13 protein-coding genes are annotated in these 15,009 nt (G+C 39.0%); 7 read left to right on the top strand and 6 right to left on the bottom strand.

Features of this window, described 5'->3' with window-relative positions; translation table 11 throughout:
- Window positions 1-88 precede the first annotated feature (88 nt).
- Window positions 89-1,738 (top strand): IS1182 family transposase, encoded by a 1,650-nt coding sequence (locus tag B9Y81_RS05495; RefSeq protein WP_085535336.1) that lies wholly within the window; start codon window positions 89-91, stop codon window positions 1,736-1,738.
- Between the two features lie 62 nt (window positions 1,739-1,800).
- Here the strand turns inward: B9Y81_RS05495 and kdsA are convergent, their stop codons facing one another.
- From kdsA to B9Y81_RS05465, 6 genes are all read right to left on the bottom strand, one after another.
- A complete protein-coding gene (kdsA, locus tag B9Y81_RS05490; protein WP_085535979.1) occupies window positions 1,801-2,604 on the bottom strand; it encodes a 3-deoxy-8-phosphooctulonate synthase in 804 nt (267 codons plus the stop codon).
- Between the two features lie 12 nt (window positions 2,605-2,616).
- Window positions 2,617-3,537 (bottom strand): tRNA (adenosine(37)-N6)-dimethylallyltransferase MiaA, encoded by a 921-nt coding sequence (miaA, locus tag B9Y81_RS05485; protein ID WP_085535978.1) that lies wholly within the window; start codon window positions 3,535-3,537, stop codon window positions 2,617-2,619.
- 70 nt (window positions 3,538-3,607) lie between these two features.
- Window positions 3,608-4,612: a type I glyceraldehyde-3-phosphate dehydrogenase gene (gene gap / locus B9Y81_RS05480; RefSeq protein ID WP_085535977.1), complete on the bottom strand. Its 1,005-nt coding sequence runs from the start codon at window positions 4,610-4,612 to the stop codon at window positions 3,608-3,610.
- Window positions 4,613-4,845: 233 nt separating this feature from the next.
- Window positions 4,846-5,223 (bottom strand): hypothetical protein, encoded by a 378-nt coding sequence (locus tag B9Y81_RS15210; RefSeq protein ID WP_139822897.1) that lies wholly within the window; start codon window positions 5,221-5,223, stop codon window positions 4,846-4,848.
- On the bottom strand, window positions 5,180-5,596 hold the full coding sequence (locus tag B9Y81_RS05470; protein WP_085535975.1) for a hypothetical protein: 417 nt from the start codon (window positions 5,594-5,596) through the stop codon (window positions 5,180-5,182). Before B9Y81_RS05470 ends, B9Y81_RS15210 begins: the two co-directional genes overlap by 44 nt.
- Window positions 5,597-5,600: 4 nt before the next feature.
- Complete coding sequence (locus B9Y81_RS05465; RefSeq protein ID WP_085535974.1) at window positions 5,601-5,828, bottom strand: YtxH domain-containing protein; 228 nt, start codon at window positions 5,826-5,828, stop codon at window positions 5,601-5,603.
- 471 nt (window positions 5,829-6,299) lie between these two features.
- Between B9Y81_RS05465 and purB the strand changes: the two genes are divergently transcribed.
- The 6 genes from purB to B9Y81_RS05435 all read left to right on the top strand — a co-directional run bounded on the left by purB (window position 6,300) and on the right by B9Y81_RS05435 (window position 14,872).
- Entirely contained in the window at window positions 6,300-7,643 is a 1,344-nt protein-coding gene (purB, locus tag B9Y81_RS05460) for an adenylosuccinate lyase (RefSeq protein ID WP_085536014.1), read from the top strand.
- A 59-nt stretch (window positions 7,644-7,702) separates the two neighbouring features.
- Window positions 7,703-9,256: a pseudouridine synthase gene (locus tag B9Y81_RS05455; protein WP_085535973.1), complete on the top strand. Its 1,554-nt coding sequence runs from the start codon at window positions 7,703-7,705 to the stop codon at window positions 9,254-9,256.
- 71 nt (window positions 9,257-9,327) lie between these two features.
- Window positions 9,328-10,758 (top strand): asparagine--tRNA ligase, encoded by a 1,431-nt coding sequence (gene asnS, locus B9Y81_RS05450; protein WP_085535972.1) that lies wholly within the window; start codon window positions 9,328-9,330, stop codon window positions 10,756-10,758.
- A 203-nt stretch (window positions 10,759-10,961) separates the two neighbouring features.
- Window positions 10,962-12,029, top strand: a complete 1,068-nt coding sequence (locus tag B9Y81_RS05445; protein ID WP_085535971.1) for a DUF4831 family protein — start codon at window positions 10,962-10,964, stop codon at window positions 12,027-12,029.
- A 29-nt stretch (window positions 12,030-12,058) separates the two neighbouring features.
- Complete coding sequence (locus B9Y81_RS05440) at window positions 12,059-13,573, top strand: peptide MFS transporter (protein WP_085535970.1); 1,515 nt, start codon at window positions 12,059-12,061, stop codon at window positions 13,571-13,573.
- Window positions 13,574-13,699: 126 nt separating this feature from the next.
- Window positions 13,700-14,872, top strand: coding sequence for a XylR family transcriptional regulator (locus B9Y81_RS05435; RefSeq protein WP_085535969.1), 1,173 nt, complete (start codon window positions 13,700-13,702; stop codon window positions 14,870-14,872).
- The last annotated feature ends 137 nt before the right edge of the window (window positions 14,873-15,009 follow it).

Raw genomic sequence — 15,009 nt, 5'->3', positions numbered from 1 at the left:
GAGGGTGTCCAAAAAGTTTTGGACATCCTTTTTTTATTGCTCTTTTTTTATTATATTTAAGTCATAAAACAAAGACAATCATTGCTTTATGGCCAAAATATCATGGAAACCCTACAATCAGGGGCAAGGTGTTCTTTTTCCGGTAAGTATAGACAGTAAGATACCTGAAGATCACCCCGTTCGTTTAGTCAATCATATTGTTGACGAGCTTGACTTATCCGACATTGATTTTGGATATAAAGGAGGAGGCAATAGTAGTTACCACCCCCGGATGTTGCTAAAGATTCTTTTTTACGCCTATCTGAACAATGTCTATTCCTGTCGAAAAATAGCCGCTCAATTAGAACAAAACATTTATTACATCTGGCTCTCTGGCGATCAACAGCCTAATTTCAGGACAATAAACAACTTCCGTTCGCTTCGTCTAAAGCAGAGTATCCATAAGCTATTTGTTCAGATCGTCTTCATTCTGGTAGATATGGGCTACATCAGTTTGAAAGAACTCTATGTAGATGGCACTAAGTTGGAGAGCCGTGCTAACCGATACACTTTTGTATGGCGCAAAAGCGTTGAAAGAAATAAGGCTAAGCTGGAATCTAAAATACATGGTATTCTCTCTCAGATAGAAGACGGTATTACTCAAGACAATGCTCCCGATGATGAGCCTCCTACCCCCATCAACAGTCGGGAATTGAAAGAAAGGATACAGCAGATAAACCGGGAGAACCGTAGTAAAGAAGAACTTAAACAAATCAAAACGCTGGAAGATAAACATTTGCCAAAACTTCAGGAGTACGAAGAAAAGTTGGATACTCTGGGGGAGCGTAATAGCTTTGGCAAAACCGATACGGATTCAACTTTTATGCGCATGAAAGAGGACCATATGAGAAACGGACAGTTAAAGCCCGCGTATAATCTTCAAATAGGTACAGAAAACCAATTTATAACACACTATGATCTCTTTCCTAATCCAACAGACACATTGACTCTTATCCCTTTTATGAATGGATTTGAAAGCAACTACAAGATACGTCCTGAACAGCTTTGTGCCGACTCGGGTTATGGAAGTGAAGAGAATTATACTTACCTGGAAAAGAAAGAAATCGAGGCTTATGTAAAATACAATTATTTTCACAAAGAAGAGAAACGTTCCTTTAAAAACAATGCATTTCTACAGGACAACCTCTATTACAATAAGGAGAAAGACTATTTCATCTGTCCGATGGGGCAACAAATGAAAAAGATTTATACGACAAATCGTAAAACTCAAAGTGGCTTTGTTTCAGAGATAAGTGTTTACAAAGCCAGCCGTTGTCAAGGTTGTCCGCTCAGGAGTTTATGCCATAAGTCAGAAAACGACAGACAAATACAGGTTAATCATAAGCTAAGGGAGTATAAACGGAAAGCCCGTGAAAGGCTTACCTCGGAAGAAGGTCTACGAATGCGAAAGCGACGCCCCATAGAACCCGAAGCTGTTTTCGGTCAAATCAAATACAATAAAGCTTACAATCGGTTCCGCCATCAATCAAAAGAGAAAGTGGCAATGGATTTTGCTGTCTTTGCTATAGCCTTTAACCTGCTCAAACTATATCGAAAGCAGAAAAAGGCAGTTTTTGCTCAAAAAAGAACGGTAAAAAACAAGAATGTAGAACTTTTTAGAGTCTATCAACACCACGAAGAGAGAAAAACTCAGATTATAAATCTGACAAAGCTAAATCAACAAAAGAACGCAGCATAAAAAGATAAAAGAGAGTGCCCTTGTGGGACACCCTCTTCTGTATTTTGAACGGTTTGTGTTTATTATTTAATGGCCTGACGGATTTTTAGAAGTCGTACTAATAGATCTTCTAATAGGTCAAGTTTGAGCATGTTGCTTCCGTCTGATTTTGCAATTTCAGGGTTAGGATGTGTTTCGATGAATAAACCGTCTACTCCTACGGCTACAGCGGCTTGAGAAATAGTCGAGATAAGTGCGGGTAATCCTCCTGTTACTCCGGATGTCTGGTTTGGTTGTTGTAAGGAATGTGTAACATCCATAATTACAGGAAAACCAAACTGTTGCATAGTTGGTATTCCTCGATAATCTACTACCAAATCTCCATAGCCAAAAGTTGTTCCTCTTTCCGTGAGCATTACATTTTCATTACCGGCATCCACGACCTTTTGAGCTGTGAATTTCATGGCTTCAGGTGAAAGAAATTGTCCTTTTTTGATGTTCACGATTTTACCGGTTTTTGCTGCAGCTAAAAGCAGATCTGTTTGCCGGCATAAGAATGCAGGTATTTGAAGTATATCCACATACTCCGCAGCCATTGAGGCCTCTGCCGTTTCGTGGATGTCGGTTACTACAGGAACATTGAATGATTCTTTGACCTTACGTAATATTATAAGTGCTTTCTCGTCGCCAATTCCTGTGAAAGAATCAATGCGTGAACGGTTTGCCTTTCTGTATGAACCCTTGAATATATAAGGGATATTAAGTTTAGATGTAATTTCTACAATGCGCTCTGCTATATGCATGGCGGACTCTTCACTTTCTATGGCACATGGTCCGGCCATTAGGAAGAAGTTTTCGTTTTGTTTGAAATCGTTGATCGTTATCATTCTGTTTTTATATTATTCATTCAATAAAGTAAGAATCCGGTTTGTTTTTTCTTCCGTGGATGTTACGGAGTCAATCCAATGAATTTTAAACCCACGTCTTTCCATCCCTCTGAACCAGGTCATTTGACGCTTTGCAAATTGGTGTATGGCGATTTCCAATTCGTTAACCATCGTGTCGTAGCTGATTTCTCCTGTTACATAAAGCGTAACGAATTTATATTCTAAGCCATAATAAACCAAATCATCTGCTGCAACACCGGTGTTTAGGATGTTTTTAATTTCATCTACCATACCCTCGTTTAATCTGTCGCGGAGTCGTCCGGATATCTTTGCGCGGCGAAGCTCCCTGTCTATATTAATGCCGATAATCAGACTATTTATCGGAGCATATTCGTTTTGTTCCGGCGAAGAGTTTTGTTTGTAATACTCCTCTATTTCAATTGCGCGTATTGCACGCTGGGCTGAGTCAACATCCGTTTTGTTATGCAGTGTTTTGTAGCCGGCAAGAATATTCGTTAGTTCATCTAAATTTTTGCTTTTCAAAGAAATACGTAACTCTTTATTTTCCGGAACATCTAAAAGTTTGTATCCTTTTAATACGGCTTCAATATACATGCCGGTACCACCACATAAAATAGGCATTTTATTCTTGTTTCTGATACTTTCAAACGCTTTGTGGAAGTCGTGCTGATATTCGAATACATTGTATTTATCACCCGGATCGCAAATGTCGATCAGATGATAAGGTATTTCTTTTCCGTTAACGGTGTAGTCTGACAGATCTTTCCCGGTTCCGATATCCATGTTTCTATAAACCTGACGGGAATCTCCGCTGATGATCTCTGTATTTAAGCGATCGGCCAAGTGAGCCGCCAGGGTAGTTTTGCCGGAAGCCGTTGGGCCTATGATTGTTATTAGTTCGTATCCCTTCATGATACAGCAAAGATAATAAAAAAGCCGCGTCCATTGAGGGCGCGGCTTTTTAGATTTATTTTCCCCGGAATTATCCGTTTACTTGAGCCATGTGAGCGATCAAACCAAGAACTTTGTTTGAATAACCCCACTCGTTGTCGTACCAAGAAACAACCTTAACGAAGTTAGGAGTTAATTGGATACCGGCTTTAGCGTCGAAGATAGAAGTACGTGGGTCAGTCAAGAAGTCTGAAGATACTACTTCGTCTTCTGTATAACCTAAGATACCTTTTAATTCACCTTCAGAAGCTTCCTTCATAGCAGCACAAATTTCTGCGTATGTAGTTGCTTTGTCTAAGTTAACTGTCAGGTCAACTACAGAAACGTCCAAAGTAGGAACGCGGAAAGCCATACCAGTTAATTTGCCATTCAATTGAGGAATAACTTTACCTACAGCTTTAGCAGCACCGGTAGAAGAAGGGATAATGTTACCTGCAGCAGCACGACCACCTCTCCAGTCTTTTACTGAAGGACCGTCAACTGTTTTTTGAGTAGCAGTTGTAGCGTGTACTGTAGTCATCAAACCATCTTTGATACCGAATTTGTCGTTCAATACCTTAGCGATAGGAGCCAAACAGTTAGTTGTACAAGAAGCATTAGAAACGAATTGAGTTCCTTTTACGTATGAATCCAAGTTCACACCGCAAACGAACATAGGCGTGTCGTCTTTAGAAGGAGCTGACATTACAACATATTTCGCTCCAGCGTCGATATGACCCTGAGCTGACTCTTTTGACAAGAACAAACCAGTTGATTCAACTACATATTCTGCGCCAACTGCATTCCATTTCAAATCAGCAGGATTTCTTTCTGCTGTTACGCGGATTGAGTTACCGTTTACGACTAAATTTCCGTCTTTTACTTCAACAGTTCCGTCGAATCTTCCGTGGATAGTGTCATATTTTAACATGTAAGCCATGTAATCAACACTGATAAGGTCGTTGATACCAACTACCTGAATGTCGTTTCTGCTTTGAGCAGCACGGAACACTAAACGTCCGATACGGCCGAAACCGTTAATACCTACTTTAATCATTGTAATAAAACTTTATTTGGGTTTATTAAAAAAACAATTTCTTATCATTAACAACCACAGGGGGTTGCGCAAGAAGCAAATAAAATAAACATAAACCAAAATGTTACGAAAACAACAGTTTTTTGTTTCATTATGTATTTGTTTTATCTACTGCAAATTTAGTTATGTTTTTCCGAATGTCCTTATATATACGGAGGAAAAGTATGTCCTCTAACATAAAATAATTCTTAAAACTACACTTTTTTGCGTGAAAACAGACCTGTTGTGATCTGGGTAACTTTTTTTAGTCCCCATGAAAGTAAAATTGGTTTGGCAATATCCCATGCAACGGGCAGCAAAAGCTTACCAACCGGTATGAAATCGGCCAGTGAAAGTTTGCCGGCGGCAATCGTTTCCGGTTGTTCTCCTGTAGGGATTGCCTGTTTGTTTTCTTTCTTTGCAGAAGGTGCGAAGAGCATGGAGGAGACGAGTGATAAAAGCAAGCTTCCTGCATTTTTTTGTACATAGACAATATGCTCATTTAACTTTACTTCCTGTTCTTGGGTTAACCGCTTGATTCTGTTTTTATCAGCTGTTAATTTCTCCAGAGGGGTCTGAGGCTTGCTGTTCATTTTTTTCTGTGTCGTTATTCTTTTCTTCATCGTTAGACATTAGCGCCGCGATGATTTCATTCTCAACCTTTTCTACCACCTTGTTTTTATTAGCGATTATCACTAAAATAAGAATTACGTAAAGCATAGCTACGCTTACGAACCCCATTGCTTCAGAGTTAAATAATTCGCCTAAGAAAAAACCAAGGGCAAGGAAAATGAATAAAAAAGCGAAGAAAGCAGTAAAAAGTAATATTAAGCCATACGAAAGAACGCCTAAAACTTTGCCCGTTCTTTCGTATGTGCTTAATTTGAGAAGTTCAAATTTTAGCTCAAAAAAAGCAATAACATCTTTTTTTATGCGATTGAAAACCTGTTCAGAATCCTTTTCCATGAACTTATTCAGCCGGAGTGTTTGCTTCTTCCAGTTTGTTAACCAGTTCGTGTTTTGTGTCTTTATATTTGCTGACTGCCGTGTTAAATCCTTCTTTCACTTTATCAACAACGTTGTTCAATTCACCGAGAAGTTGTTCTCTTTTATCTGTAGCTGCCAGATAACCAACTGCTGCACCTACTGCAGCACCAACAACTAATCCCAATAATAATTTTGAATCTACATTTTTCATAATTCATCTTATTTTTGTTATTATCCCACTAATATAACTCTTTTTTTGTTGAAGATGTTCTATTTGGCATAAAACTAATACTTAATTTTTGTTATCGAAAGATTGCCTTCGTTTGTATTTATATAGATCTGGTTATAATTTCATTTTTATCCTTTGTTTTTTGTGTTTGCATACTATTTATTTCTTTTTCTATATATATGGAAAAAGCTTTCTATATATGTAGAAAAACTTTACCATATATATAGAAAAACTGTTCGACAATTGTCGAAATAACAAAACAAAGGTTATCCTTTGATTTTTAAAGGTAAACATTTTTTAAATTTACTTTGTTTAGATTGATTCTGGGGATGTGTTGTTTTTGTTGATGGAATCACTTAATAAATAATGTTTAATGCGGTGAATTATGCCATATTATATTTAATAGTATGGAGAAATGAATTATCTTTGCATGCCTATATAATAATGTATATTATGAAGCTTTCGACACTAACTGCCATTTCACCAGTGGATGGACGATACAGGAATAAATCAGTATGTTTAGCCGCCTATTTTTCTGAATATGCGCTTATAAAATATAGGGTGCGGGTTGAAATTGAATATTTTATCGTGCTTTCTCAATATATTCCCCAACTTAAAAGTGATGCTGTTAAGGCTGTGGAGAATGATTTGCGGGCTATTTATCAAAATTTTTCTGAGCAAGATGCTCTTCGGATTAAAGAAATAGAAGCTACGACAAATCATGATGTGAAAGCGGTTGAATATTTTATTAAAGAACAATTTGATCGTTTAGGGCTGGAAGAATACAAGGAGTTTATTCATTTTGGGCTTACTTCGCAAGATATAAATAACACAGCTGTTCCCTTGTCATTGCAAGAAGCGCTGAACGAGGCGTATTATCCGCATCTGAAAGAAATTATTGCCGTTTTGACCGGCTTTGCCGAACGTTGGGATATTATCCCTATGCTGGCAAAAACCCACGGACAGCCTGCGTCTCCAACCCGATTGGGCAAGGAAATCATGGTGTTTGTTTATCGACTGGAACAACAATTGAATTTGCTCCGCGCGATTCCGGTTTCTGCTAAATTTGGAGGTGCCACAGGAAACTTTAATGCCCACCACGTAGCTTATCCGGAGGTGAACTGGAAAGATTTCGGAAATCATTTTGTGAACAATGTCCTGAATTTAAAAAGGGAAGAGTTTACAACACAGATATCCAATTATGATAATTTGGCAGCTATATTTGATGGACTGAAACGCATAAATACAATTCTTATAGATCTGTCAAGAGATTTTTGGCAATACATATCGATGGAGTATTTCAAACAACAGATCAAAGCCGGCGAGGTGGGATCATCAGCTATGCCACACAAGGTTAATCCGATTGATTTTGAAAACGCAGAAGGCAATCTGGGTATAGCAAATGCGATATTAGACCATCTGGCTGTAAAGCTGCCAATCTCGCGCCTGCAGCGAGATCTGACGGATTCTACCGTGTTGCGAAATGTAGGTGTGCCGCTTGCTCACATAGAAATTGCAATTGCAAGTTTAACAAAAGGGCTGGGTAAGTTGTTATTAAATGAGAAGGCATTATATGCTGATTTGGAAGAATCCTGGGCTGTTGTAGCTGAAGGAATACAAACCGTGTTGAGACGTGAAGGTTACCCAAAGCCCTATGAGGCATTGAAAGCTTTGACCCGTACGAACGAAGGCATAACAGAACAGTCAATAGCAAGTTTTATCGATACTTTAAACGTTAGTGCAAAAATAAAAGAAGAACTGAAGGCAATGACGCCTCACAACTATACCGGTATTTAGAGTGAAACATGAAAGTAACCGTGAGGTTGCTGATTTAGTAAATTATTTAATTTAGAAAAATGAGTACAGAAGAAAGAGATGAAACTCAACCTCGTCCTAGAAAAGTAATACCTAGTGTCAGACGGGAAAACACAGAACCTGAAGGTGAAAGAAGACCATATAACCAAGGAGGTTATGGAAGGTCAGAAGGTGGCAATTATGAGAGAAGATCGTACAACCAACCCCAAAGAGACGACCGTGGGGGATATGGATCTTCATCGAACTACAATGATTACTCAAACAGACCACGACAATCTTATGATAATCGTGATGGAGGAGGGTATAACAGACCGTATAACAGAGACGGAGGTTATAATAAACCGTCGTATGGGAATAATTATGACAATAACCGTTCCTCTTATGGGGGAGGGAACCAGTATGGAAATCGTCAGGGAGGCAATTACGAGAACAGGCCGGCAAGAGCCTATTCTGCCAGTCCGTCTGATGATGGAACGGGCGAAAAGAAAAGAAGACCAAGAGTGGGCGACACACGCGTAAGCGCTTACGATCAACAACAACCTTCTTATGGAAACCGTCCTTCATACGGAAATAATCGTCAAGGTGGATACGGAGACAATCGTCAGGGTGGATACGGTGACAACCGCCAGGGCGGTGGATACGGAAACAACCGTCAAAGCAGTGGCGGTGGATACGGATATAATCGCCAAGGAGGCGGTGGATACGGAAATAACCGTCAAGGCGGTGGATATGGAAACAACCGCCAGGGTGGTGGATACAGTAATAACCGTGGAGGAATGGGTCGCCCTCAAAACAGACATACGGGTGATTACAATCCGAATGCAAAATACAACTTCCAAAAACAATTAAAGTATAAGGAAGTATTGGCCGATCCTAACGAACCAATCCGATTGAATAAATTCCTGGCTAACGCAGGCGTATGTTCGCGTCGCGAGGCGGATGAATTTATCCAGTCAGGAGCTGTGAAAGTGAATGATGTTGTTATCACCGAGTTGGGAACAAAAATCACACGTCAGGATAAAGTAGTATTCAATGATCGTCAGGTGCAGATTGAAAGCAAAGTTTATATTGTTCTGAACAAACCGAAGAACTGTGTAACTACCTCAGACGATCCGCAGGAACGCCTTACGGTAATGGATTTGGTGAAAAATGCTTGTAAGGAAAGAATCTATCCGGTAGGAAGATTAGACCGTAACACAACAGGTGTTTTACTTCTTACAAACGATGGCGATTTGGCGTCGAAATTAACGCACCCATCATTAAAGAAGAAAAAAATCTACCATGTTTGGTTAGACAAGAATGTGGCCATTGAGGATATGGAAAAAATAGCTAATGGTATAGAACTTGAAGATGGAGAAATCCATGCGGATGCAATTAGTTATGCGAATGAAATTGATAAGAGCCAGGTTGGTATCGAAATCCATTCCGGCAGAAACCGTATCGTTCGTCGTATTTTCGAATCATTAGGTTATCATGTTATCAAACTCGACCGTGTTTATTTTGCCGGCCTGACCAAGAAAAATCTGGGTCGCGGAAAATGGCGCTACCTGAATGAGAGAGAAGTAAATGCACTCCGAATGGGTGCTTTTGAATAAAACTGATTTTTTAGGTTAGCCGGTTAATAAAGACCGGCTAACTTATTTCAATTATAAGTTAAAAATAAATCATGGAAACAATTACTAGAACAAAGATTGCAGACCTGCTTAAAAGCAAGTCGTTTGGAGAGAAAGTAAACGTAAAAGGATGGGTTCGTACTCGTCGTGGTAGTAAAATGGTAAACTTTATCGCTCTGAATGACGGTTCTACAATACATAATGTTCAGATCGTTGTTGATGTGGAAAAACTCGGTGAGGAATACCTGAAGCCGATAACTACCGGTGCGTGTATTAATGTAAACGGTATTTTGGTAGAATCTCAGGGGAAAGATCAGAACGTGGAAGTACAAGCTACTGAAGTTGAAATATACGGAACGGCCGACCCACAGACTTATCCGCTTCAAAAGAAGGGGCATTCTGTAGAGTTTCTACGTGAAATAGCTCATTTGAGACCTCGAACCAATACATTCGGAGCCGTGTTCCGTATTCGTCACCACATGGCAATGGCTATTCACCGATTCTTTCACGAGAGAGGATTCTTCTACTTTCATACCCCTATTATTACCGCTTCAGACTGTGAAGGCGCCGGACAAATGTTTCAGGTAACAACCAAAAACCTGTACGATCTGAAGAAGGATGAAAATGGGAACATAACTTATGAAGACGATTTCTTCGGAAAGCAAGCCAGCCTGACTGTTTCCGGACAATTGGAAGGAGAACTTGCTGCCATGGCTTTAGGATCGATCTATACTTTCGGCCCTACTTTCAGGGCGGAAAACTCAAATACACCCCGACATCTTGCAGAGTTCTGGATGGTAGAACCGGAAGTTGCCTTCTACGAAATAGAAGAAAACATGCAGTTGGCCGAAGACTTTATCAAATATTGTATTCAATGGGCTTTAGATAACTGTTTGGATGATATACAATTCCTGAACGGCGCCAGAAAGCTTCTTTATAAAAACGAAGACAATGATGATTTAGTAGAACGTCTGAGATTTATTCTGGACAATAAATTCATCCGTTTATCATACACTGAAGGAGTGAAAATTCTGGAAGAAGCAGTAGCTAAAGGACATAAATTTGAATTCCCGATTTTCTGGGGTGCCGATTTAGCTTCCGAGCACGAACGCTATCTGGTGGAAAAACATTTCAAATGCCCCGTAATTCTGACCGATTATCCAAAAGAGATCAAATCGTTCTATATGAAGCAGAACGAAGACGGAAAAACGGTGCGCGCGATGGATGTGTTATTCCCTAAAATCGGTGAAATCATCGGAGGTTCTCAGCGTGAAGAAGATTACGATAAACTGTATAAGAGAGCTGAAGAAATGGATATACCGATGAAGGATATCTGGTGGTATCTGGATACACGCCGCTTTGGAACAGCTCCTCACTCGGGGTTTGGTCTTGGTTTTGAGCGTTTGCTGTTGTTTGTAACCGGAATGGCCAACATCAGAGACGTTATACCATTTCCACGTACGCCGAATAATGCGGAGTTTTAAGCTTGAAAAATAAAAATAAAATGAGAGAGGGTGTCCAAAATCTATTGGGCGCCCTTTTGTTTGATGTGAAGCCTTGAAAGAAGCGAAACATAGGTGAAAATTTAAAATCTAAAATCCCGGCATCCTCTCTCGAATTATTATGTACTTTCTGTAGTTTTTTATAGATTTGTAAAATCTTTATATTGACATAATACAAATTGGAAATGAAGAATCTCATCATTGTTGCAAGTTTGTTGATTTCATTACCTCTTTTTGCACAGACTAAAGTGGTAAAAAGAAATGCATTGAAGAGCAATAACTTCGGAATAACTTATTCACTGCCAAAAACCTCGTTGATCATAAACGCGGAAGTAAAGAAATCGACCTGCAAGGCCGGACCTTATTATAAATATGCCGAAAAATATTTAGGAGTAAAGGAAGTTGTTACAGAAGATAAAGTGTTTTACGAATTAGGCAAAATCACCTTGTTTAATAAAGGTGTGCCGGATCCGGAACAAACTTATATTGTAGAATTCAAAGGAGGAACAGTAGCTCCTTACGCATATCTGACGGAAGAAGGACTGCTCTGTTCTATTAATGCGGAATATGCTCCGGTAGAATCAGAAATGGATATCGCGCGGAAGAACAAGTCAAAAGCAGTGCGCGTAGCAGATGCTTCGGTCTATTCGGAAGAACTGTTGATGGCCGGTTCTGTAGCTAAGCAAGCGGAAGTTGCCGCCAAACAAATTTATCGTATACGTGAAAGCCGTTTAAACATACTGACCGGCGACGCGGATAATCTTCCACCCGATGGAGAAGCCATGAAATTGGTTATACAGCAGCTGGAAGAGCAAGAAAAAGCGTTGGTAAATCTTTTTACCGGAATTATTGTAGAGGAAGTTATCGATTATGATGTAACCCTCACTCCTCATGATGATTTAGATAAAGAGATCATCTTCCGTTTTTCATCACTCTTAGGCATTGTAGATGCCGATGACTTGGGAGGAACTCCGGTCTACTTCAATTTGAAAGCAACAGACCGTGCTCCGATGCTTGATGAAAAAGAAGCAGCCCGTAAAGAAAAATCCTTAAAGGGAATTATCTATAATATCCCCGGTAAAGCCAATGTGGATATACAAATGAACAAAAAAACACTATACAAAGGAGAAGTTCAGATTACCCAATTTGGAACACAAGAAGGGCTTGCTCCTGTTATGTTTGAAGATAAAAGATCTCCTGTAAAAGTTTACTTCTACCCTGAAACAGGAGCAATAAAGCAGATAATTCAATAAGTATAAACAATAATAATACCTAAAAAACAATGTTTAAAAATCATCCAAAAGGATTAGTTGCAGCCTCATTAGCTAATATGGGGGAGCGTTTTGGCTTCTATACCATGATGGCCATCTTGTCGTTATTTTTAATGTCGAAGTTCGGATTGGATAAAACGAATTCTGGAATTATCTATTCCGTTTTCTATTTTTCAATTTATATTTTAGCATTAGTAGGTGGTATTATTGCGGATAAAACCAAGAATTTTAAAAGAACGATCATGCTTGGTATCATACTGATGGCTGTTGGCTATTTGATCATCGCTATACCAACAGATACACCCGTATCTAACCTCCCATTGTTCTTGACGCTTACCTGTATAGGGTTGTTTGTGATTGCTTTTGGAAATGGATTGTTTAAAGGAAACCTTCAAGCACTTGTTGGGCAGATGTATGATAATGAAACATACTCAAAAATGCGTGATTCAGGTTTTTCATTGTTTTATATGTTCATTAATATTGGTGCTATTTTTGCTCCCATGTGTGCTGTTGCAGTACGAAATTGGTGGTTAGAAAATAATGGCTTTCTTTATAATTCTGATTTATCTGCTTTGTGTCATCAATTCCTGTCGGGAACTCTTTCGCCTGAGGCTACTAACAGATATAATGAATTAATGACTCAAGTAAGCGTAGGACAAACCATAACGGATCCAACTGTTTTTGCAAACACTTATTTGAATGTATTTAATACAGGGTTCCATTATGCTTTTGGAATTGCGATCATCGCTCTTTTGATCTCATTATTTGTTTTTGTGCTAAATAAGAAATACTTCCCGGAACCAAGTATCAAAACCGCAGCCGGTTCTTCCGTAGAAGCACCAGTGATGGATGTAAAAGAAGTAAAGCAACGTTTGTATGCTTTGTTTGCTGTTTTTGGTGTCGTAATATTCTTTTGGTTTTCATTCCATCAGAATGGTTTAACTTTGACTTTCTTTGCGAATGACTATACCTTACTTAAAATCGGCAGCTGGAACATAACCGCCGAGTTATTCCAATCGGCTAATCCGTTTTTTGTTGTATTCCTGACTCCGATTGTGTTAGCCGTATTTGGTTGGTTGCGCGCAAATGGTAAAGAACCATCAGCACCACGTAAGATCGCTATAGGGATGGGTATTGCAGCTATAGCTTATGTTGTGATGGTATTAGGCTCATTAAACTTACCTTCTTCTTCAGAAGTAAGTGCTATGGGAGGGCTGCCGGATGCTCAACGTGTTACTCCGTTCTTATTAATTGGCACCTATCTGATATTAACTGTCGCTGAACTATTTATTAGTCCGTTGGGTATTTCATTCGTTTCTAAAGTAGCACCTCCGCAATATCAGGGAATTATGCAAGGTTGTTGGTTAGGTGCAACAGCACTTGGCAATCAATTGTTGTTTATTGGAGCTATCCTTTACGAACAGATTCCAATCTGGTTGACATGGACTGTCTTTGTAGTTGCTTGTTTGATTTCTATGTTTGCAATGCTATTTATGTTGAAATGGCTTGAGCGAATTACTAAATAAGCACGCTTGAAATAATATAAACAAAGGCCACCTGTAATCCAAAAGAATAAAACGGGTGGCTTTGTGTTTTTATCTTCTTTCTTTCTTTCGGAAGGATGTCATTGACTTTAAATCTAAATCACCATTATGTTGAAAATACTTGTTCTTACTGATTTTTCCAGTGGATATAGCAGGCGTTTGCTGGAAGGGATTATTCGTTATTCCAGAGAGGCCGGTACCTGGTCTTTTTTAAGAATGCCATTGTATTACCAAATGATGCATGGTGAGAATGCTGTAGTTTCATTTGCCAAGAGATGGAAAGCTGATGCGATAATCGCGCAATTGAGGGATGTTAATTTAGAACAATTAAATACATTGGATATTCCGATTATTGTCCAAAATTATCATGAACGCAGTAAACATATATCTAATCTAACAGGAGACTACTACAATACGGGTGTTATGGCTGCTGATTATTTCCTTAATCGCGGATATCGACATTTTGCCTATTACGGTTATCAGAATGCAATATGGTCGCGAGAAAGAGGAATCGGTTTTAAAGAACACATCGAACGGGCAGGTTTTCATTGCGAGGTGTTGGAAAATAAAAACCCGAACACAAAAGAATGGCTTTACAACACAAAACAAGTAGGAAGTTGGTTGGAAGCATTGCCTAAACCGGTAGCTCTTTTTGCCTGTGATGATTATTACGCATTACAAATATCAGAAACATGTAATATTTTAAACATAGCCATACCTGACGAGATCGCTCTGTTGGGCGTTGATAACGACGAGCTTTTGTGTAATCTTTCTTCTCCTACCTTATCTTCTATCGTCTTAGATGTAGAAAACGGAGGTTATCAGGCAGCAAAACTTCTGTATAAATCCATTATTAGCGGAACAAAAGAAGCCTTTAACATTGTAGTTGAACCATTATATGTTGAAAACCGAGCTTCAACAGAAAAATATGCCGTGTCGGATGAATACCTTCAAAAAGTATTGAACTATATAAAAGAAAACTTTCATAAGCCCATTTCCGTAGATGATGTGGTTGACCTCGTTCCGTACTCCAGAAGAGTGCTTGAGAAAAGATTCAAAGAAACAATGCGAACATCGATTTATCAATGTGTATTAGACCATAGGATCAACCATTTCATTAAACTATTATTGAGTACCGATTATCATTTGCCGGACGCTGCCATTCAGTCCGGATTTGAGGATTATAAAAATGTTTCCCGTATTTTTCGTAAATATAAGTCTATCTCCCCGGCAGAATATAGAAAGCTATATAAAAAGGAAAAACAGCAACCATTGCAGTAGCTGTCTTTAACCTAAATTCCAGCAACAGATTAGATTGACGTCTTATGAGAACTTTCGTTCGCATTATATACCTGTGATATTTTTTCGAATCAATATTTTTGAACTCCGGATATTTTATGGATAACACCGTAGGAGCA

The organism is Massilibacteroides vaginae (assembly GCF_900178525.1).
GTDB classification, from domain to species: Bacteria; Bacteroidota; Bacteroidia; order Bacteroidales; family Tannerellaceae; genus Massilibacteroides; species Massilibacteroides vaginae.
Note: the sequence above shows the minus strand (reverse complement) of the source record. Positions and strands in the feature narration are given on the sequence as shown.

Coding starts and splice junctions, on each gene's coding strand:
- B9Y81_RS05495 (WP_085535336.1), top strand. CDS start 89: ATGGCCAAAATATCATGGAAACCCTACAATCAGGGGCAAGGTGTTCTT.
- kdsA (WP_085535979.1), bottom strand. CDS start 2,604: ATGATAACGATCAACGATTTCAAACAAAACGAAAACTTCTTCCTAATG.
- miaA (WP_085535978.1), bottom strand. CDS start 3,537: ATGAAGGGATACGAACTAATAACAATCATAGGCCCAACGGCTTCCGGC.
- gap (WP_085535977.1), bottom strand. CDS start 4,612: ATGATTAAAGTAGGTATTAACGGTTTCGGCCGTATCGGACGTTTAGTG.
- B9Y81_RS15210 (WP_139822897.1), bottom strand. CDS start 5,223: ATGAACAGCAAGCCTCAGACCCCTCTGGAGAAATTAACAGCTGATAAA.
- B9Y81_RS05470 (WP_085535975.1), bottom strand. CDS start 5,596: ATGGAAAAGGATTCTGAACAGGTTTTCAATCGCATAAAAAAAGATGTT.
- B9Y81_RS05465 (WP_085535974.1), bottom strand. CDS start 5,828: ATGAAAAATGTAGATTCAAAATTATTATTGGGATTAGTTGTTGGTGCT.
- purB (WP_085536014.1), top strand. CDS start 6,300: ATGAAGCTTTCGACACTAACTGCCATTTCACCAGTGGATGGACGATAC.
- B9Y81_RS05455 (WP_085535973.1), top strand. CDS start 7,703: ATGAGTACAGAAGAAAGAGATGAAACTCAACCTCGTCCTAGAAAAGTA.
- asnS (WP_085535972.1), top strand. CDS start 9,328: ATGGAAACAATTACTAGAACAAAGATTGCAGACCTGCTTAAAAGCAAG.
- B9Y81_RS05445 (WP_085535971.1), top strand. CDS start 10,962: ATGAAGAATCTCATCATTGTTGCAAGTTTGTTGATTTCATTACCTCTT.
- B9Y81_RS05440 (WP_085535970.1), top strand. CDS start 12,059: ATGTTTAAAAATCATCCAAAAGGATTAGTTGCAGCCTCATTAGCTAAT.
- B9Y81_RS05435 (WP_085535969.1), top strand. CDS start 13,700: ATGTTGAAAATACTTGTTCTTACTGATTTTTCCAGTGGATATAGCAGG.